Below are 18,158 nucleotides of genomic sequence, written 5' to 3'. Positions count from 1 at the left end.
AATTTAACTTTTTAATAACTACTAATCAATAGCTTTTTCGCTTACGGTTAAACATTTATGAAAAATAACTATGTCCGGTATTGGGCAGGACAAAAAAATAATGAAGATAGTCTCTAAGCCTGATTCTAAAATCTCCAGATAAGTAGATTCTTAATTCCAATGCCTGAGTAACAATTTATTGATAACATCCTTCAACCATAAATATAAATTAGAATCCCCCTTTTGTTTGGGAACAAATTGTTTTCTTTCTCATCATATATGGCGTCATGTAATGATAGGAGGGGGATTGACTAATTTATATAATATTGTGCAGTTTAATTAGCAATTTTGTAGCCGTAAAATGAACTTACCACTACCTGGTAAGTCGTCCCGCTGGTTACAGCTGCTGCTGAAGCCATACTCACGGTTTCTCCGGCATTCAGATAGGTGATGCATGAAACATTGGTTCCTACCAATATGCCGGGGTTCGACTGGTAAGACTGAACCAATACATTATTGGGAGTGGTACTGAAGTTTTTTACAAGATATAATATAGCCCATGCAAAATTGGGAGCACCTGCAAGCGCACCATTATCAAACTGGGTGGAGCCGTAGAACATATAATATCCGCTGGTAGCAGCTGTAAACCTTCCATTGGCTGTATTCATTACATTTCCTGTATTGATGACCGTTCCTTGAGGATAATTAATTTCAGCATTGATAAAGGGTCCGCTGGCTGTAGCAGGAAGTGACTGTCTTGTTGTAGTGCTTATGGTGGAAAAAGCATAAGTGGACGCTGCTGCGGGCAGACTGCTGGAGCTTGAGAGTAAAATAAGCTCCCATGTTGTATCGGTAACTGTTCCCTTACTTATAAAAAAGGCATAGTAACCCGGAGGTACGCTGACAGAAGCTACTCCTGCACCGCTTTGATTGTCAATGAGCTCTGTTCCGCTGGCGGCAATAGATAATGTTGCGGTACCGGTATTTTTGAAATGGTAGGTTCTTCCAATAAAATTGCCGGATCCGCTTACAGCAGCGGGTAGAGTTAAAGTACCATTGCTGTTACCAGTGTAGGCTATATAGTAATCATTGGCGTCAACAGGACCACTTGCTCCAGTAGTTTTATACGTTGCAGCAAATGAGCCATTAACGGTTAGCTTACTGCCCGGATCGCTGGTATTAATGCCTATATTTCCGGATTGAGAATATATCAGACTACTGTTTAAAAGGGCCATTAATGGCAGGAAAAACATTTTTTTCATATTAATAAGATTAAATGAATAAATAGCAGGTAAATAAATAATTATTAGTTTGATAGGGAGAGTTGATTTTAAATGAACCGCTGCAGGAATGAGGGAATTTTGCAGCAGTTCAATTTTCAGCTTTATGTATTTAGAATCATGGTTATTGTGGTTTCCTTAATTTTGGAATTTTACAAAACTTAAGTAAAATGCAGGGTTACCTATGTTGAATCCTGCTGGTACATTTGCATTAGTTTTTACAGCGACAATGGAATAAGTACCGGGAGTAGAAAAATAAAGTACTCGGTTTTGATCTCTTGGTGACATCATCTGAACATCTGCAACGTTACAGTAAGTCCTCCAAATCTCACCGATTCCATCAATATAAAATCCATAATCATTACAGTTTGATTGTATTGTCACCCCACAACGGAAAAAATACCATCCTTTTGCAGGAATAGTTACTGAAATTCCCGTTGGAAGAAGGCCTCCTTGGCTTCCGGTAAAAGGATTTACGAGTGTTCCTGAATATGAAGTCCAGTTGTCGGCAAACGCAGTAGTAACAGTTGATGACCAGGTGGCTAGACCATTGGCGTCACTGGTCAGCACGTAGCCCAGCTGCTGGGTACCGTCTTTAATCTGTAGCGCACCATTGGTGGTTCCATTGTCAATAACAATTTTAGAATTGGCGGCTCCGGCAGGTACCGTATTGGTTCCGATCAAAACTTTTCCGGTTCCGTTGACGCTCAGGTTATTTCCGGCAGTAGCAATATTAGTGGGTTGGGATAGAGTACCTCCTAATTTAACATCTGTGCCCGACATGGAGAGACCATTACTCGCCGTAATATTATTATTGATGATCGTAGTTCCGCTGCCGCTGCCTCCTTCAAGCTCTGTGATTGACATAAATCCTATACCCGGATTTAATTGAGCTGTTCCGGCCCCGCCCAGTCTTACTTTTACAGAGGTATCAACAGTAGGTCTATAAATGGCATATGCTTCCGGTTGTCCTCCTATTGTGGTCGCAGGATAATTATTTATTGCATCAACAACTCCGGTGGTACTGGATGGAAGTACAGAATTATTAGAAGCATCAACCCATTCGTACACAAAAAAGCCGCCTGCCAGGGAGAAGTCCGTAGCATGCAGCTGGCAGCGCAGTACATAAGTTTTGCCTGCTTTTAAATTGAAAACTCCGGCACTGTAGGTAATATTATTGGAAGCAATTACAGATCCAAATGTTACATCTGATCCTGTAGAAACAGATTGAGCTGCGTTAGGTTTTACAATAATATAATCACCTGTAGAAGAAGATCCCATGGAGACTACTTCCCATGTAGAATTGGCACCTGTAAGTCCGGTATTGATCAATTGGGCACTCTGATTCGCTGGTACTGTAATACTCGCACTTCCATTAATGGTTTCCGGGGCAGCAGAATTTACCGTTATGGTAAAGTTTGTATTATTCTTGACCGTATACATTCGTCCCTTAAAATTTCCCACTCCGCTGATGGCTGCCGGAAGATTGAATACCGCATTGGCGGTACCATTATAAGAGACATGAAAATCCGACGAATTTAAATTGTAAACGGCTGCAGTTACTGCAAGATAATGGGCAGCTATAGAACCATTGACATCCATTGTAGATCCCGGATTTGGAGTATTTATTCCTACATTTCCAGATTGTGCAAAAATGACAGATGAAGTCACCAGCCCCACTATTTGTCCTAATTTTGTAATTTTTTTTAGCATTATTTTCAGTTTTATTTCAGTTTTACAGATTAGCTTTTATCTTAATTTGCTATGTATTACATAATGAAATTGTTTTATAATGGGTTAATTATATGTTACTTAATGTTTAAAAAATTATGAATTTTCATGTTTTTTGCTTAAAAATTTTAAACATCTTTATTCATAATGTAAAAATATAGAAATATTACTACAGTAAAGAGGGTGTTTCGTAGAATAAAATAAAGAAGCATGTAGAAAATTTTCTACATGCTGTGATTTATAAAAGGCTTATGAATCAGGAAATATAAGTTTGATATAATTTGATAAGGTCGGCTAGGTTCTTTGTTTTTAATTTATTGTGGATCCTTTTTTTATACGTACTGATCGTTGGCATTTGTATCCCCATCTTATTGGAAATTTCTAAATTGCCGTTGCCCTCTACCATTAAAATAAAAATCTCGTACTCTCTCGTGGATAGATTTTTTATAGAATCTAATGGAGATTTCTGAAGCAATTGCCGTACAATAGATGGAGGATAATAAAAGCCTTCAGAAAATATTTTGTTTACAGCATCCGAGATTTCCTCAGATTTGCTGAGCTTGCTGATGTATCCGTTAGCGCCTTCTTTGATATACTGTACGGCCACTTCTTCTTCATAAGCCGAAAATATCAGTATTTTTATTGCAGGATCCAATGCCTTAATTTCGGTGATCATTTTTTTATTTTTGCTTTCCGGCATATTGATATCCAGAATAACAAGATCGTATTTCCGTTCTGAAATTTTTCCAAGGGCTTGCGGATAATCTTCAGCCTGGTCTATAACGACCCCCGGAATCCGTGACTCTAAAATCATGCTTGTACCTACCAGAACAATGTCGTGATCATCAGCAATAAGAATATTCTTAATCATTTTTTTTATTCGTTAAAATCAGTTTGAATGAAGTTCCTTTTAATTTATTTTTTTTAAAGACAATTTTCCCTTCTATCATTTGAAGAAGCTGTAAAACAAGGTGAAGTCCCATCCCGTATTTTTGCAGCAATAATTTTTCATTTTCAATATTGTCCTGAAGCTTTGTATAATATTCTATCTTCTTTTCGTCCATCCCAATTCCGGTATCTCTTATCAACAGGGTAATGGTGTTTCCTTCCACATGGCTTTCTATTGTGATGAAGCCGTCTTTTGTGAACTTTACAGAATTATCCAGTAGATTATGAACAATTGCAGACAGGATATTCTTACTGATCCAGACCCATAGCGTTTTGTCTACATTATTGATGATGAGGGTGTTGTTGTTCTCTGCGATAGCATTGAAAAGTATTTTCTTTTCCTCTATCAGCTTATGCAGAGAGTAAAGTTCTGTTTTATCAGACCGGTGATGCGTATAGATATCCGCATATTCTTTCAGGGTAATAGTAAAATTATATAACTGATCCGAAGATTTGTAAATAGAGTTAAGGATCTTTTCACGATGCTGTTCATTAAAGCCATTCCTGTTCAAAGCTTCCTTTGCGGTGAGTGCAATAAACTTTACCGGAGTTGTAATGTCATGGGTAATCGTTCCGATGAGTTTTTTTTGCTGTTCAATTTCTTTATGGAGTTTTATTTTTGTAATCTCTAGTTTTTCTACGGTATCAGAGAGGCTTTTTGTGCGGGAGTTTATAATTTCTTCCAGTTCATGGTTTTTCTTTTCCAGGAAATGTATTCTCCACTTGACCAAAAAGTACAGCAGCAGCAGGATTATGGACGAAAGAAATATTTTAAACCATACCGTCTGATAAAAATAAGGCGGAATGATAATATGTATTTTTTTATAAATGTATTCTCCCTTATCGGAGATGAGTGTTCTCACTACGAAAGAATGATTTCCGTAAGATAGGTTTGAAATGGAAAATTTTCCGTCTTTTCCTATAGGCTCCCAGTTGGCGTTGGGTATTCCGCTCAGCTTTGCTTCTATAATTAGATTGTCGGGGTTTGAATAATAGGGAACATCAATAAAAATATCAATACGATTGGATTCTGGTTTTAAATTGAGTATTTTATCGAAATATTGTTCTTTGTTATCGATAACGGCCCTTTCTATATAAACGTTTCCGGGATAATAGCTCTTTACTTTCAATGGATCGAAGAAAACCAGACCATCTAAAGAAGGAAGTACAAATTCTCCATTTTTTAGCCTGTTACCACATACATTACTACCGCCATTGAATTCGTTGGTTTTGAAACCTGAATCTTTTGAAAAACGGTAATAATTGACTTTTAATTTCCTATTCCGAACATACTGAAGCAACTGGCTTTCCGGAACTCTGTAAAGTCCGTTGTTGGTAGGGATCCAGAAAAATCCGCGTGAATCCTCTAAAATGGTATGTGAAGAAGAAATATTGTTGTTGGTATCATAAGGCATTTTGATCAGGTGGTTGTTTTTCAGCAGATAAAAGCCTTTCCCTAAAGTGGTGATCCAGAAATTACCGTCTTTTGACTGTATAATACTGCGGATTGACAGCTCGTTGCCGGGATTTAGCTGGAGTATTTTATTGGTTTTTAATGATACTTTGTACAGTTCTTTTGTAGTGCCTACCAATATATGTTCTTCATCAAACTTCAAGGCTTTGACAGGCTCATTATTAAAAAAAAACTTTTTTTTCAGTGAATTGAAAGACAGGTCCTCATAGATCAGAAGGAATCCGCTGTAGGCGGGAGTTCCACTTTTTTTAGGCTGCAGTTCTAGGGCATAATACCTCTGGGCATCGGAGAAGAAGTCTACTAAATCGAATTTTTTTTTAAAAGTACTTTTCGTATAATAAGATTTTTTCTGATAGGTTATCAGATCGCTTGCCTTACGCGCAATGATGTTTTCTTTCTCATCATAAGCCATGAAGAATGGAACGATACTGTTAAATTTTTTGTCTTCTACAAGTCCGTTACGGTCATAGATCTCTCCGAAAGTGGTAATAACTGAAGAATGACTGTAAGGTAAAGTATTGTAAAAAACAGATTCAGGTTTTGAAGGGGGTCTCTGGATGGTAACAAAATCTGGAAAACTGATAATCTGCAGGCCGTTGGTACTGCTTCCCAGATAAAGCTTCTTGTAAACTGTATCATAATATATGCTGATGATATTTTTTGCAATATCATCAAGCTGTACAAGTTTTGTTACTTTTAATGTTTTTCCTTCATATTGGCACCTGTAAATGCTGTTTTTATTGATGATAAAAACCTGATTATTAATCAGGCTCCAGTACACCTTGCTATGGATGTCCGTCAGTAATGGCTCATGGTAATAATCAGCGATTTTTCCCTTTTCTATTTTTTGAATGTTTTTTGACTGATAATCAATAAAGAACACTGATTTATCAATTACAAAGATTCTGGCAATGTTCTTATAGAATGCCTTGATATTTAGATTCTCTTCTTTTTTAGAAGTGGCATCTATATATTGAAGAGAGTTCTGCTTTATAAAATAGGTACCTTCTTTAAGGGGAAAATACAGATTCATGCCTGGCGATGTAGTGTAAGTGTAATTGGAGCTGTATAAAAAGTAATTCATGTGGTCTTTAAATATAAAATGCGAATTCTTTTTTATAGAGCGTATTACCTTAGGGGACTTTTGGTGTATAAGCACGGTTTTTGCGTAATCTGCTGTAGTATAGATGCTGTCTTTTTCGGGGGAGCCGTAAAAATACCTAAACCGTTGACTGTTTAGCGGAAGATTCCTGTAAACCAGGAATTTCATTCCATCGTACCTTACAATTCCGTTTTCAGTGGTCAGCCATATAAAACCATATCTGTCTTTAATAATATCTTTTACACTGTTCTGTGGAAGCCCGTTGTCTGTATTATATGACTGAATGTTATATTGTTGGCTGTAAATAATGAAAAAAAAGAAGAACAGAAAAGCGGAAGTATATTTTTGCACAAATCTTTTTATTTTAATGGTACGGCAAAGTTATTACTGAATTTGTAAAAACAATATCAATAAAAGGTTTTTTTTTAACATTTGGCAAAAAAAATTAAAATAGGGTATTGTCTGTATTATTTTTCGGTTGACAGAAGTTTAAGTTTTTTGGTTTCAGGTATTTAACAGTTTTCTATTCTTGTTAATTAGCTTTGGGAGGTGGTGGAGGCGGCGGATTCATCTTGTTGATCTCTTCTAGGGTCGGCGGAACAATATGTTCCAGGACAACCGTTTTCCTGAAAGGAAACTGTTTTTTTGAAAGCTTTTCATGATAATCAAAATAATAGATATCTTGATTATAATATGAGGCTTCGATAATCAGTAAGCCGTTTTCATCAAAATAATCTTCAGAAATTGTATGCTTTAAAACACCTTTATTGTCAGCGGTAGCCTTCTCAACTATAATACCGCCTTCTTTGGTGTCTTTAATGAAGATCACGCTAACATTGGACGCACGTTGATTACTGTCAGTCACAAAACTGAGTTCCAAACTGTATTGCTTTTGTGCCGGAACATATAAAAAGCAAAATGAAAAAAATACAAATGACAGAATTTTCATAGCAGAAATTTATGTTAAGTTAGAATAATTATTCCGAATTATAATGTATATTGCCCATCTTGAGATTGATTTTCATTTCAGGGGGTTGTAAAGCCTATTAAAATTATGTATAACATGGAAATTGACATTTTTTTTACCATGAAAAATTATGTACTTAGAAAAAACTAACGATTATTGTTTTCAATATGTGTGTCTGAACAGGAAAATATACTTACACTGAATGAAATCCTGGAGTTTTCTTAGATTTTTGTAATTTCAAATAAAATTAGTTCTCTGTATTTATCACCTGTTTACTGTTATGAGAAGACAAAAATTACTTTAACTTTGCCAAAGGAATGATATAGACATTAGCATGATTTTGGTAATGTGATGATGGCGTTAAAAACTAATACCTGCAGACTTAGATAATCAGAAAACTATTTTAGCTGATAAAAAGATATGAAATATAAATTCTTAGATTTTAAATTGAGAAAAGTTGTTCATTACTCATTAATCCTGTGCATATTGTTGATACAGGTTATTATAGCCATATTTTTTTACAACGAATTTGTCAATGAAAAAAAGCTTCAGTTTATTAAAAATCAACTGGACGAAAGTAAAGCATTGGGCGGTTTAACGGATAATTCGAGGAAAGATTTCATGGATGCACAGAATTACTTTCAAAAGTATGTGATCAGCCAGGATGACAAAGATCTGAAGCTATACTTTGAATCTCTTAAAAGATTAAATAGCAATTTCGAAAAAATAAATGATTATGGAGATACAAATCTGGGACTGAAAAATAAACTGGCAAAGCAAAAAAAAGATACTCTGAAAATTGTAAAGCTACAGACGATTATAGACTCTGTATATCAATATTCTTTGAAACCGCCTGTAACAATCATCCCGGATCAGCATTACGAGCTGGAAAGGTATAAAAACATGGACGACTTTGAAGATCTGAACATACAAACCCAAACCTATTCAGATACCATCAAAAAGAAAGGCCTCATGGGGCGTTTAAAAGACGCTATATCAGGTAAGGTAGATGTACAAAAGGAAAGTACCGTGATTACCATGACCAATAAAAAGCCGGCTAATCTTTCTAAAATAAAACTTAGGATGGATAGCCTGGCGAAATCTATGGATAAATATTATACCACCGAGGTTAAAAAAATTCAGCGTTCTACAGTTCAGAAGCAGCAATCCATGGCTGAAAGCCAGCGTGAAAATATAAAGTTCTACAGTAATTTCAGTAAATTATTGGTATACAGCAACGGACTGATCAATGTTTATGAAAAAGCTATTAAAGAATTTAAATCCGATTTAGAAAAAGAATATAACAAGCAGAGCTCCAGGAACAACAGAATCAGGACCTATCTCGTACTGGGATTAATGGTCTTAATGTTTATTGTATCCATTCTGATTATGTATTTTACAAGAATAGCATTCATATACGAAATGAAGCTTAATGCTGCGAATAAGGAGATTAAAAAGAGTCTTAATTTCAAAAACAGAATTCTTGGAATGTTGAGCCACGAGCTGATGTCGCCTCTGAAGATTATCAATATTTTTATTGATAAGATCAACAGGACCACAAAAGATGAGACCACCAAAGACTACCTTAAATCAATAAAGTTTACCAACAGTACCTTGCTTATACAGTCCAACCAAATTCTTGAATACACAAAAAACCAGGAAGTTGAGAAAAAACTGGTGAAAACGGTCTTTAATCTTAAGGATGAGATAGGGTCTATTGTAACAGCCATTACGCCTTATATAGAAACAAGGAACAATAAATTTCTGGTAACAGACAGAATTCCTGCGGATTTAGTTGTAAATTCAGATAATATAAAAATTAACCAGATATTTATGAATATCCTGGGAAATGCCAACAAGTTTACAGAAAACGGACAGATCGATCTTTCTATGGCAACTGAGAAAGTAGATGAAAATACTATTTCTCTGATCACAACAGTAGGGGATACCGGTGTAGGAATTTCAGATTCTGATCTGGAGAAAATTTTTGAACCCTATTATCAGGGGATGATCTCTGATAAGATTGATAATTTCGGGGCCGGATTGGGATTGAATTTATGCAAAGAAATCATAGAGCTGTTTAATGGAGAAATATCAGTTTCAAGTAAGCTGCATAAAGGGACAAAGGTAACATTCAGAATAAATTTAAGCATTAATCATCATGGAAGCACCAACTGAAAATAAAGAGATTATATTTCTTTTAGCGGATGATCACAGTATCGTTCGCCAGGGAATTGCAATTCTCATCGATGAAATTGTTCCAAATTCTAAAGTTTATCAAACCTCATCATCACAGCAGATCGTAGAGCTGGTACAGTCAAAAGGAGTGGAAATAGCTATTATTGATGCTCATTTTCCGGACGGCAACAGTCTCCATGTTTTACCATTGATGAAAGCTGTGAATCCGGATATTAAAATTTTAGTTTTCACAGGTCTGGGAGAAGATCTGCATGTGCTGAAATTTATTAAAGCCGGAGCCAGCGGATATGTAAGCAAATTAAGTGAGGAAGAAGAAATAAGACAGGCAATTTCAGATATTGTACATAAGGGAGAATATTTCTCTCCGCTTTCTCGTAACCTGATGCTGCAGCTGGTTCAGAATCCGGATTTAATCAACCCGCTTAGCCGTTTAACCAAAAGAGAGCTGCAGATTGCAGAAATGTATGCAGAAGGATATGGCAACCTGGAAATTGCAAATGATCTGGATATAAAACAGAATACTGTGAGCACCATCAAGAAGAATATTTTTGATAAATTAAAAATAGAAAACCTTGTCGAATTGATCGATCTCATCAACACTCATCACAAAATATAGTATTTTCTAAGATCCGTTCTTCATTTCTTCCCCGTTAAAGTATTTTATCGATAAACATCTATGGCTTTATCGATATATATCGATGTCAACTATAAGAAATATTTCCTCCTAATGTTGTTACTTTGTCTCAGTAAAATTAACCAAAGATACTTTCTGATTTTAGTACAACGGTAAGTTTTATAACACACACATAAATGATGAGATAAATATAAGTGTATGCATGGCCTTGAAGAAACTTCTCGAAAGCTGATTATTAAAAACACAAATTAATATAGAGAAGCAGGCTTGGTCTTTGTAGGTCATTTTATACATAAAAAAGGGAGACAATAGTCTCCTTTTTTTATTGGAGTAATGCCAGAATAGAATTACACCGGGATAAACTTTTATTTGAAAAACATCTATGACTTTATCGATATATATCGACGCTAATTACAGAGAATATTATTCTTTAATGTTGTTACTTTGTCCTAATAAAATTTACCAAACGGAATATATTAACTGAAAAAGTTTTTTAATACAAACGGTAGACTTTATTAGAACACAAATGATGAAACAATATTAGGTATGAATGATCTTTAAGTAACTTCTTAAACTCGACTTAAAAAAACACAAAATTAATATAAAGAAGTTTATAGATCATTGATACAGAAAAAGGGAGGCAATTAGCCTCCTTTTTTATTGAGCGGTAATTCTGAGCACTTCATATACTTTTTGTTTTTTCAGAGTGGATTAAATAAAAAAACTTCGTCTGGTAAGGGGGTTTGGAAATAAATTACATAATTTCGCATCATGAGAATATTTCTTTCGGCACTACTGTGCTTTCCTCTTTTATTCTTCTCACAAACAACAGCTAAAGTAGTTGGGATTTCAGACGGAGATACAATTACGGTCTTACTGGACGGAAATGTACAGAAAAAACTTCGGCTGGCAGAGGTAGACTGCCCCGAAAACCGGCAGCCATTTGGAAAAAATGCGAAAAAGTTTACCTCAGATCAGGTTTTTGCAAAGCAGATCAGGTTTATAGAAACCAATAAAGACCGCTATGGACGTTCAGTAGCTAAAATATACTATGACAATGGAAAATATCTTTCCGCAGAAATTATAAAAGCCGGGTATGGATGGTGGTACTATTCCTATTCTAAAAATGCTGATCTGGGAAAAATGCAGGAAACGGCAAAAAATAAAAAGCTAGGACTCTGGCAGGATAAAAAAGCAGTCTCTCCCTGGGATTTCCGTAAAGAACAGCGCGAAAATGCTAAAAAAAAACGGCTTCAAAAACAACTGCTGGAACATCAGGCACAAAAAGAAAAAGAACAGGGCTTCCGGAATAATAAGACGGTATAAAATAAGAAACCGCTGCTCTTTTTTGCAGCGGTTTCCTTATAATCAACATAATAATAAACTAAGACTCTGTCTTTAACAGTCCTAAATTAAAAGCTGCAGGTTCCTTTCCGAAAAGACATGAGAAAATATTCTGAAACTCATGGATATATTTGCATTTAATGGAGTTTCCATATATTTTCAAACCCTCAAGAATTTTCCTTGAACTTAAATCAATATCATATTTAATAAATGGTTCGGGTCTTTCATAACGGATTCTTTCATTTGAGCTGTAGGTTCTCAGGAACCCAAATTTTTCAAGCCATTCCTCTGTTATGCAAATGGGTTTAAGAGAATCTGCCGGAACTGAAATGCTGTGGATGTCATTTTCTATTTTTACAAAATAATCGTGACCTTTACCCTGAAATATTTCAGTGATGGTGTAAATCTGATTTTTGTATTCAACTAAGTTTTTAATTTTAAGATCTGCTGCATTCATAATATTTTGAGTTTAGAAAGGTGTGTTTGTGAATATTTAATTGCAAATATTATGCCCTGACTAATAGTAAATATCCTGTATTGTTAATGTTTTTATTAATTTTTAACATAAATAATTAATTATATGTTAAAATAATACGGAAATTAACTGAATTGGTAGAGAAATAGAATATTTTGTGTGGTACCTATGTGGTATCTATTGTTCGTTAAAGAGTTTTAATATCTCTTAATCTTCTGTTCTAAGCAGATCTGAAATAAAATTTCACATTTATCTCAAAATAAACCATTATAAATAAAATGAATACTGGAGAATAAGAATATTGCCATTTTCAAAGCAGCAAAATCCGAGGTCGGATATTATACATTCAATTTCGGTCAAATTGGATGTTTTCCCGTATCCTAATGCATCATTTCATGTACTTTGATGAGCTCGGCGATATTCGAAACATTAAGTTTTTTAAAGATTCTTTTTTTGTAGGTACTTACGGTAGACATCTGAATGTCCAGTTTATTCCCGATTTCAAGATTTCCGGACCCTTTGGCCAGAAGTTTAAAGATTTCATATTCCCTTGAAGACAGCTTTTCTGCAGGATTACTTTTTTTATTCTGGATAATAAGCCCGATCAGTTCACTGGGATAGTAATAACCCTTCTGAATGACTGATCTTACAGCTTCCCGGATTTCTTCTTCACAACCCTGTTTGCTGAGATAACCTTCAGCACCTTCCCGAATATATTGTATCGCCACATCCTTACCATGTCCGGAAAAAACAAGGATTTTAAGATTTTCCTGGATACTTTTAAGCTCAGAAATCATTTTTTTATATTGTGTTCCCGGCATATCAATATCAAGAAGAAGGAGATCATAAAGGGTCTCAGATATCTGTTCTTTTACCTGGTCATAATTTTCTGCAAAATCTATTTTGAGCTTCGGATAGGCAGACTCTAAGACCAGAGCAGCTCCTGCTCTTACTACATAGTGATCATCAGCGATTAAAATTCTTTCATTCATATAAAATTTTTAATAGGAGTTGTTTCAACGAATACTTCCTTTGAAATATCTGCATTTGAATTTGATGTTAGCGGATATTTCAATTCCGTACCTGTGGTTATCGGGGTTAGTTTTTGATTATTTTGAAAGGTATAAAAGCGGAAGGTTTTGTTTGCGGTTGCTATAATAGCTGTAATTTTTTTTTGAACAGCTTCAGCAACAAGCCCTGTAAAATCATGATCATCCTTGACAATGGCTTTTGCATCATTCTGCAGAAATCCGTTGTCAGTAATAAACCTCGTGAAAATATGACGCTGTTTGTAAATGCTTGAAAACATAATTACAAAAAACAAAGTCCGGGCTTTCATAAATACATAAATGATCTATGCTTTCCGCTTGATTAGGGCGAAAATTTATTAATAATAGTCATTATACAAGCCGAAGTTTTTTAAGTGTTGGGAATACTGAATGCATTTCTTTTCATTAATTTTTTTGTGTTTGATGTCTTGCCGTTAAAACAAGTTGAATTTGGACTGTAAAATTAGTAATTTTATAAACATAAATTACCATAGCGAGATGTATTTGATATGAATTTTATCTAATAACCAGACACATTAAGCATAATTTTATATTTATTTTATCTTCACGCGGTGAAATAGTATGATTTTTTTAATCTTAATGCTGCTCAGAAGAAAATTAAAACAAAAGCCTCCCCGAAAAAGGGAGGCGAATAAAAATTGACTGTATATTGAATAAAATTCAATCGCTATTTGTTATTTTCAAGCCATTTCAGCCTGCGCTGGTCGGGAAGATGTTTTACCGTGAAGTTTTCAAAGGCTGCAGTAAAGCCGTTTCCATCCGGACAGGCAGCCATTAAGCCCACCATTACAGGGGTGTTGTCCTGTAAATATGCATTGCGCATCATTGTATAATTCTTGTCATCAAAAGAATAAAATATTTCTACAGCATCCAGTCTTCTTACGGCTTTTATCCAGACTGCAGAAGGAGTGGTGTTCAGTGTAATAACACTCCAGTCGCTTGTTCCATGCGTAACTACAGTACTGAGGTTGTATTTACCATCTACGAATTCAATACCCGCCTTTATGTAGTTCTCTTTATCAGTCCTTAGCATAAGCCCCGTCTGGTCAAATCTTGTCTTATAGTTTCCACTGATCTTTACCTTCGCTTCAAATTCTCCGCCATAGGTCGTATAATAAAAAGGAGCATCATCTACTGTAAATCCATAATGGGAAATCCTCCAATAATCACTTTGTTGCGTAACATTCATTAGCAGGCTGTTGTTTTTAATTTCCCATTTTTCAGGCTCATTAAACCAGTTCATCTTTTCCAAAGTCTGCGAAAGCGTTTTCTCGGCCATAAGAACAGCGCAAAAACTTAAAATCAATCTCTTCATCCTCTTAGCTGGGTGTAAATTATTATTTTAGCAAAAGTATAACTATACCCATATTTCATCAATACTGATAAATAACCATTTATGGAAATCGTAGAAAAACTGAACAGCCGGCTTTTGGACAGATCATCTCAGAAATGCAGGCTTGATATAGAAGAGTATAAACAGAGAGCATCGATATATTCCCAGATGGAAGGTGCCATATCTGTTTTGAGCGACATGCAGGCAGATAAAAGTTATGTGTATAAATCTAAAGCTGCATGGGAATTAGGTTTAAGTATGGAGGAAAACCCGTCAGAGATCAATTCTATCTGGGAAGAAGAGATCATTAAAAAGATACATCCGGATGACAGGCTCAAAAAATATATCCATGAACTTCGGTTTTATGAAATGATGGATTCTATGGATGCAGAGCTTCGGGCAGACTATTCTGTACTTTCTAAAATCAGGATGAAAGATAAAGATGATGAATACAGGTTTGTAAAGCACCGGATGTTCTATATTTATTCTCCGGATAACGGAAAGCTGAGATTTGCATTTTGTCTTTATCATATTGCGCTGGATCAGACGCAGCTTCAGGTTTCCGATTTTATGATCATTAATACAGCTAAAGGTGAAATTATTGTAAAAGATAAGCTCAACTATCAGAATATTCTCTCAAAAAGAGAGCTGGAAGTTTTAAAATATGTAGGCCAAGGCTATGCCAGTAAAGAAATAGCAGATTTTCTGTCTATAAGCATCAATACAGTAAGCAGGCACCGCCAGAATATCCTTGAAAAACTGAAAGTGAAAAATTCTGTACAGGCATTTAAAGACAGCTTTTATTAACGGTGGTTCTTTTATAGGGCAAACTCCGGAAAGTTCACCATGCCTTTTTTATTCTTATGCTTAATTTTATAGATTAAATTTTTACTATAAACAAATGATGATAACAAATGAAAAGAAGTGAAGAGATCACCAGGCAATATTTTGATTTTCTTGAAAAGCATATTCAGGATGTAATTACCGGAGCTGTTCAGGAATTTATGGAACTCAATGAAATTGCCGGCCAGCTTGCTGTTTCACATCAGCATCTCACGGATACTATAAAAAAAGAAAAAGGACAGCATCCGTGCTATTTCTATGATGAGAAAATCATAAACGAAGCCAAGGAGATAATAGCAAACTCAGATCGGTCTATTGCAGAAATTGCAAGAATGTTTACCTATGATCCGTCCAACTTCTCCAAGTTCTTTAAAAAGATGACAGGAATTACACCGGGAGCATTCAGAAAGAAGAGTAGATTACAGTGATTAAGATTCAGTATTTTTTCCGTGACGGGACAAAAATAGCATAAAAATTCCTTTTTATAATTCCTAGATTTTAATGAATTTTAACATCCAAAAACATATCTGAAAAATAAGATTTTAATAATGAGACAATTGTGAAATATTTGTCCTTTTTTTGTGATTTATTTGAAAATAGTGATTTATTGTTGTATTTTTTTTGTTAAATTTAGATTCATTAAAAAAAATAACTAACCCTTGAAATACTCAACAGCTATATGGATAATAAAGTGATTTGATTATCAGATCATAAAGTAAAACGTCTTATATGATGTATAATATTTAATATAATTGATAGATTTTACAAGCTTTAAATAATCATATATTTGTTTCTTCAAACAACTAAAACATACACTAAACACTAACAATTAACACTAACAACATTAAGGATGAGTATCGATTTTGAAACAGCAACTTTTAAAGATTTTGAGAATATTTCAGATTATGATATTGCTCAAAGAGCTAATTATTTTTATGAATTCCTTGACCATATGAAATCCAGAGGTCATATGAATTACAGACTGAAAAATACTTCAGGAAGCAATGCAACATTAAATATAGATATTGCAAACCAAAATAAAAATTATGTAAGTTTTGTCTCCAGCGATTATTTAGGATTTACACAGCATTCTAAAGTTAAAGAGGCAGCAATTGAAGGAATTGAAAAATATGGAACAGGTACAGGAGCATCACCTCTGATAGGTGGATATTTTGATTATCATAATGCGATAGAAAAAAAGATTGCTGATTTTTTTGGAAGAGATGAGGAGGAGGTCATTTTGTTTACAACTGGATACGCCGCTAATAGCGCTACTTTACAGATTTTAATGCAGAAGGAAGATATCGCTATTTTAGACATGGGAGTACATGCCAGTGTACATGAGGGATGTGCTTTTACCAATAAAAAAACATTTCCGCACAATAATTTGGAAGCTTTGGAACATGTTTTGAAGGTATGTGAGAATACGTACCGTACAAAGCTGGTTATCTTAGATGGAGTTTACTCTCAGGAAGGGGACACTTCACGGGCTAAAGAAATATACGATCTTGTGAAAAAGTATAATGCTTATCTCATGGTAGATGATGCACATGGAGTAGGAGTGATGGGAAAAACCGGAAGAGGAGCTCTTGAAGACGACGGTTTATTGGATAAGATAGATTTTATAACAGGAACATGCAGCAAGACTTTTGGCAACCTCGGAGGATATGTGATTGCTAACAAAAAAATAACATCATTTCTTAAGTTCCAGTCCAGGCAGCATATTTTCTCAGTAACAGCACCACCTTCTTCCTTCGGAATTTTAAAAGCAATTGATTTGATTGATGAAGAACCTTTCTGGAAAGATAAACTATGGGATAATATCAATTATTTTAAAACAGGGCTTAATGATCTTGGCTTAGATACCGGTATTACTTGCTCAGCTATTATTCCTGTGAAAATTGGAGATCAGAATAAAATGTGGGATATTGGGAGAATACTGCTTGAAGAAGGAGTCTATACAAACCCTATTATGTATCCCGCTGTAGCCAGAAAAGATGCACGTATCAGGATGACTGTAACAGCACGACACGAAAAAGAACATCTTGACAAAACACTGAATGTTTTTGATGATATAAATAAAAAATTGCATATTGCAAAAAAATAATAAATTATGCCCAGAAAAGTAGTCCAAGGCCCTATTAGGGACAAAGAAAAAACAAAACAAAAACTGCTGGCAGCAGTTGGTAAAATTTTGAGAGTAAAAGGTTACTCCGGTTTAAAAGTAAGTAAAATTGCAGCAGTAGCCGGGTTCGATAAGAAACTCATCTATGAGTACTTTGGAAGTACAGATAAACTTATTGATGAGTATATAAAATCCCAGGATTACTGGAGCAAGTTTAGCCCGGATATTGAGGAAGAAGTACAGGTTGGAAAAGGTAAAGAAGTCCTGATTCAGGGAATTCTCATGCAGTTTGAAAGTCTGAAGAAAAATAAAGAATTACAGAAAATTATTCTTTGGGAACTTTCCGAAAGCAAGCCGATACTTAAAAATATACTAAAGCAAAGAGAAGATGTAGCGGCCAATCTATTTGAAAATGTTACGGATCCTTATTTCGGGGAAAACGCTAAAAACGTAAGAGCTATGTTAGCTTTAATAGCGGCTGGAGTTTATTATCTGAACTTGTTTCCTGCATACAACGGAACAGAATTCTGCGGTATTGATATGAGAACTGATGAAGGAAGAGCCGAAGTGGAGAAAGTGATCGTTGAGATTATAGAACACTACTACAAAACGAAAAAAGCAAAAGAATAATGATTAAAAGTTTTCCAATTTTCC

The 18,158-nt window shown here is 34.9% G+C and carries 16 protein-coding genes; 7 read left to right on the top strand and 9 right to left on the bottom strand.

What is annotated here, in order from left to right:
• Positions 1 to 314 precede the first annotated feature (314 nt).
• The 5 genes from LC418_RS15050 to LC418_RS15030 form a co-directional block, all read right to left on the bottom strand.
• Complete coding sequence (locus LC418_RS15050; protein WP_223559722.1) at positions 315 to 1,241, bottom strand: hypothetical protein; 927 nt, start codon at positions 1,239 to 1,241, stop codon at positions 315 to 317.
• Positions 1,242 to 1,397: 156 nt separating this feature from the next.
• The gene (locus LC418_RS15045; protein ID WP_223559721.1) at positions 1,398 to 2,972 is read right to left on the bottom strand and encodes an autotransporter outer membrane beta-barrel domain-containing protein; all 1,575 of its coding nucleotides are present in this window, start codon (positions 2,970 to 2,972) and stop codon (positions 1,398 to 1,400) included.
• Positions 2,973 to 3,246: 274 nt separating this feature from the next.
• A complete protein-coding gene (locus LC418_RS15040; RefSeq protein WP_111952892.1) occupies positions 3,247 to 3,861 on the bottom strand; it encodes a response regulator transcription factor in 615 nt (204 codons plus the stop codon).
• A complete protein-coding gene (locus LC418_RS15035) occupies positions 3,854 to 6,865 on the bottom strand; it encodes a sensor histidine kinase (protein ID WP_223559720.1) in 3,012 nt (1,003 codons plus the stop codon). The genes LC418_RS15040 and LC418_RS15035 overlap by 8 nt, the downstream gene beginning before the upstream one ends.
• Before the next feature lie 181 nt (positions 6,866 to 7,046).
• Complete coding sequence (locus tag LC418_RS15030; RefSeq protein ID WP_223559719.1) at positions 7,047 to 7,463, bottom strand: hypothetical protein; 417 nt, start codon at positions 7,461 to 7,463, stop codon at positions 7,047 to 7,049.
• A gap of 438 nt (positions 7,464 to 7,901) precedes the next feature.
• Here LC418_RS15030 and LC418_RS15025 point away from each other — a divergent pair, with 438 nt between their 5' ends.
• The 3 genes from LC418_RS15025 (at position 7,902) to LC418_RS15015 (ending at position 11,640) form a co-directional block, all read left to right on the top strand.
• A complete protein-coding gene (locus tag LC418_RS15025) occupies positions 7,902 to 9,659 on the top strand; it encodes a sensor histidine kinase (RefSeq protein ID WP_223559718.1) in 1,758 nt (585 codons plus the stop codon).
• Complete coding sequence (locus LC418_RS15020) at positions 9,643 to 10,296, top strand: LuxR C-terminal-related transcriptional regulator (RefSeq protein WP_223559717.1); 654 nt, start codon at positions 9,643 to 9,645, stop codon at positions 10,294 to 10,296. The genes LC418_RS15025 and LC418_RS15020 overlap by 17 nt, the downstream gene beginning before the upstream one ends.
• A 789-nt stretch (positions 10,297 to 11,085) precedes the next feature.
• On the top strand, positions 11,086 to 11,640 hold the full coding sequence (locus tag LC418_RS15015) for a thermonuclease family protein (RefSeq protein ID WP_223559716.1): 555 nt from the start codon (positions 11,086 to 11,088) through the stop codon (positions 11,638 to 11,640).
• 58 nt (positions 11,641 to 11,698) lie between these two features.
• Here the strand turns inward: LC418_RS15015 and LC418_RS15010 are convergent, their stop codons facing one another.
• The 4 genes from LC418_RS15010 to LC418_RS14995 form a co-directional block, all read right to left on the bottom strand.
• The gene (locus tag LC418_RS15010; protein ID WP_223559715.1) at positions 11,699 to 12,115 is read right to left on the bottom strand and encodes a hypothetical protein; all 417 of its coding nucleotides are present in this window, start codon (positions 12,113 to 12,115) and stop codon (positions 11,699 to 11,701) included.
• 398 nt (positions 12,116 to 12,513) lie between these two features.
• Complete coding sequence (locus tag LC418_RS15005) at positions 12,514 to 13,125, bottom strand: response regulator transcription factor (RefSeq protein ID WP_111952913.1); 612 nt, start codon at positions 13,123 to 13,125, stop codon at positions 12,514 to 12,516.
• Complete coding sequence (locus tag LC418_RS15000) at positions 13,122 to 13,442, bottom strand: hypothetical protein (RefSeq protein ID WP_223559714.1); 321 nt, start codon at positions 13,440 to 13,442, stop codon at positions 13,122 to 13,124. The genes LC418_RS15005 and LC418_RS15000 overlap by 4 nt, the downstream gene beginning before the upstream one ends.
• 428 nt (positions 13,443 to 13,870) lie before the next feature.
• Positions 13,871 to 14,518, bottom strand: coding sequence for a DUF1349 domain-containing protein (locus tag LC418_RS14995; RefSeq protein ID WP_223559713.1), 648 nt, complete (start codon positions 14,516 to 14,518; stop codon positions 13,871 to 13,873).
• A gap of 81 nt (positions 14,519 to 14,599) precedes the next feature.
• Here LC418_RS14995 and LC418_RS14990 point away from each other — a divergent pair, with 81 nt between their 5' ends.
• From LC418_RS14990 to LC418_RS14975, 4 genes are all read left to right on the top strand, one after another.
• Positions 14,600 to 15,343 carry a response regulator transcription factor gene (locus tag LC418_RS14990; RefSeq protein ID WP_223559712.1) on the top strand — a complete coding sequence of 248 codons (744 nt, stop codon included), beginning with the start codon at positions 14,600 to 14,602 and terminating at the stop codon, positions 15,341 to 15,343.
• 107 nt (positions 15,344 to 15,450) lie between these two features.
• On the top strand, positions 15,451 to 15,807 hold the full coding sequence (locus LC418_RS14985; RefSeq protein WP_223559711.1) for a helix-turn-helix domain-containing protein: 357 nt from the start codon (positions 15,451 to 15,453) through the stop codon (positions 15,805 to 15,807).
• A 422-nt stretch (positions 15,808 to 16,229) separates the two neighbouring features.
• The gene (locus LC418_RS14980; RefSeq protein ID WP_223559710.1) at positions 16,230 to 17,486 is read left to right on the top strand and encodes an aminotransferase class I/II-fold pyridoxal phosphate-dependent enzyme; all 1,257 of its coding nucleotides are present in this window, start codon (positions 16,230 to 16,232) and stop codon (positions 17,484 to 17,486) included.
• A 6-nt stretch (positions 17,487 to 17,492) separates the two neighbouring features.
• Positions 17,493 to 18,134 carry a TetR/AcrR family transcriptional regulator gene (locus LC418_RS14975; protein WP_111952928.1) on the top strand — a complete coding sequence of 214 codons (642 nt, stop codon included), beginning with the start codon at positions 17,493 to 17,495 and terminating at the stop codon, positions 18,132 to 18,134.
• The last annotated feature ends 24 nt before the right edge of the window (positions 18,135 to 18,158 follow it).

Origin of the sequence: Chryseobacterium lathyri (assembly GCF_019970085.1) — a bacterium.
Classification (GTDB): Bacteria; Bacteroidota; Bacteroidia; order Flavobacteriales; family Weeksellaceae; genus Chryseobacterium; species Chryseobacterium lathyri.
This window is presented reverse-complemented; position numbering and strand designations above follow the sequence as displayed.

Bases quoted from the DNA above. Each gene is read 5' to 3' on its own strand.
- LC418_RS15050 (WP_223559722.1), bottom strand. From the start codon at position 1,241: ATGAAAAAAATGTTTTTCCTGCCATTAATGGCCCTTTTAAACAGTAGT.
- LC418_RS15045 (WP_223559721.1), bottom strand. From the start codon at position 2,972: ATGCTAAAAAAAATTACAAAATTAGGACAAATAGTGGGGCTGGTGACT.
- LC418_RS15040 (WP_111952892.1), bottom strand. From the start codon at position 3,861: ATGATTAAGAATATTCTTATTGCTGATGATCACGACATTGTTCTGGTA.
- LC418_RS15030 (WP_223559719.1), bottom strand. From the start codon at position 7,463: ATGAAAATTCTGTCATTTGTATTTTTTTCATTTTGCTTTTTATATGTT.
- LC418_RS15025 (WP_223559718.1), top strand. From the start codon at position 7,902: ATGAAATATAAATTCTTAGATTTTAAATTGAGAAAAGTTGTTCATTAC.
- LC418_RS15020 (WP_223559717.1), top strand. From the start codon at position 9,643: ATGGAAGCACCAACTGAAAATAAAGAGATTATATTTCTTTTAGCGGAT.
- LC418_RS15015 (WP_223559716.1), top strand. From the start codon at position 11,086: ATGAGAATATTTCTTTCGGCACTACTGTGCTTTCCTCTTTTATTCTTC.
- LC418_RS15010 (WP_223559715.1), bottom strand. From the start codon at position 12,115: ATGAATGCAGCAGATCTTAAAATTAAAAACTTAGTTGAATACAAAAAT.
- LC418_RS15005 (WP_111952913.1), bottom strand. From the start codon at position 13,125: ATGAATGAAAGAATTTTAATCGCTGATGATCACTATGTAGTAAGAGCA.
- LC418_RS15000 (WP_223559714.1), bottom strand. From the start codon at position 13,442: ATGTTTTCAAGCATTTACAAACAGCGTCATATTTTCACGAGGTTTATT.
- LC418_RS14995 (WP_223559713.1), bottom strand. From the start codon at position 14,518: ATGAAGAGATTGATTTTAAGTTTTTGCGCTGTTCTTATGGCCGAGAAA.
- LC418_RS14990 (WP_223559712.1), top strand. From the start codon at position 14,600: ATGGAAATCGTAGAAAAACTGAACAGCCGGCTTTTGGACAGATCATCT.
- LC418_RS14985 (WP_223559711.1), top strand. From the start codon at position 15,451: ATGAAAAGAAGTGAAGAGATCACCAGGCAATATTTTGATTTTCTTGAA.
- LC418_RS14980 (WP_223559710.1), top strand. From the start codon at position 16,230: ATGAGTATCGATTTTGAAACAGCAACTTTTAAAGATTTTGAGAATATT.
- LC418_RS14975 (WP_111952928.1), top strand. From the start codon at position 17,493: ATGCCCAGAAAAGTAGTCCAAGGCCCTATTAGGGACAAAGAAAAAACA.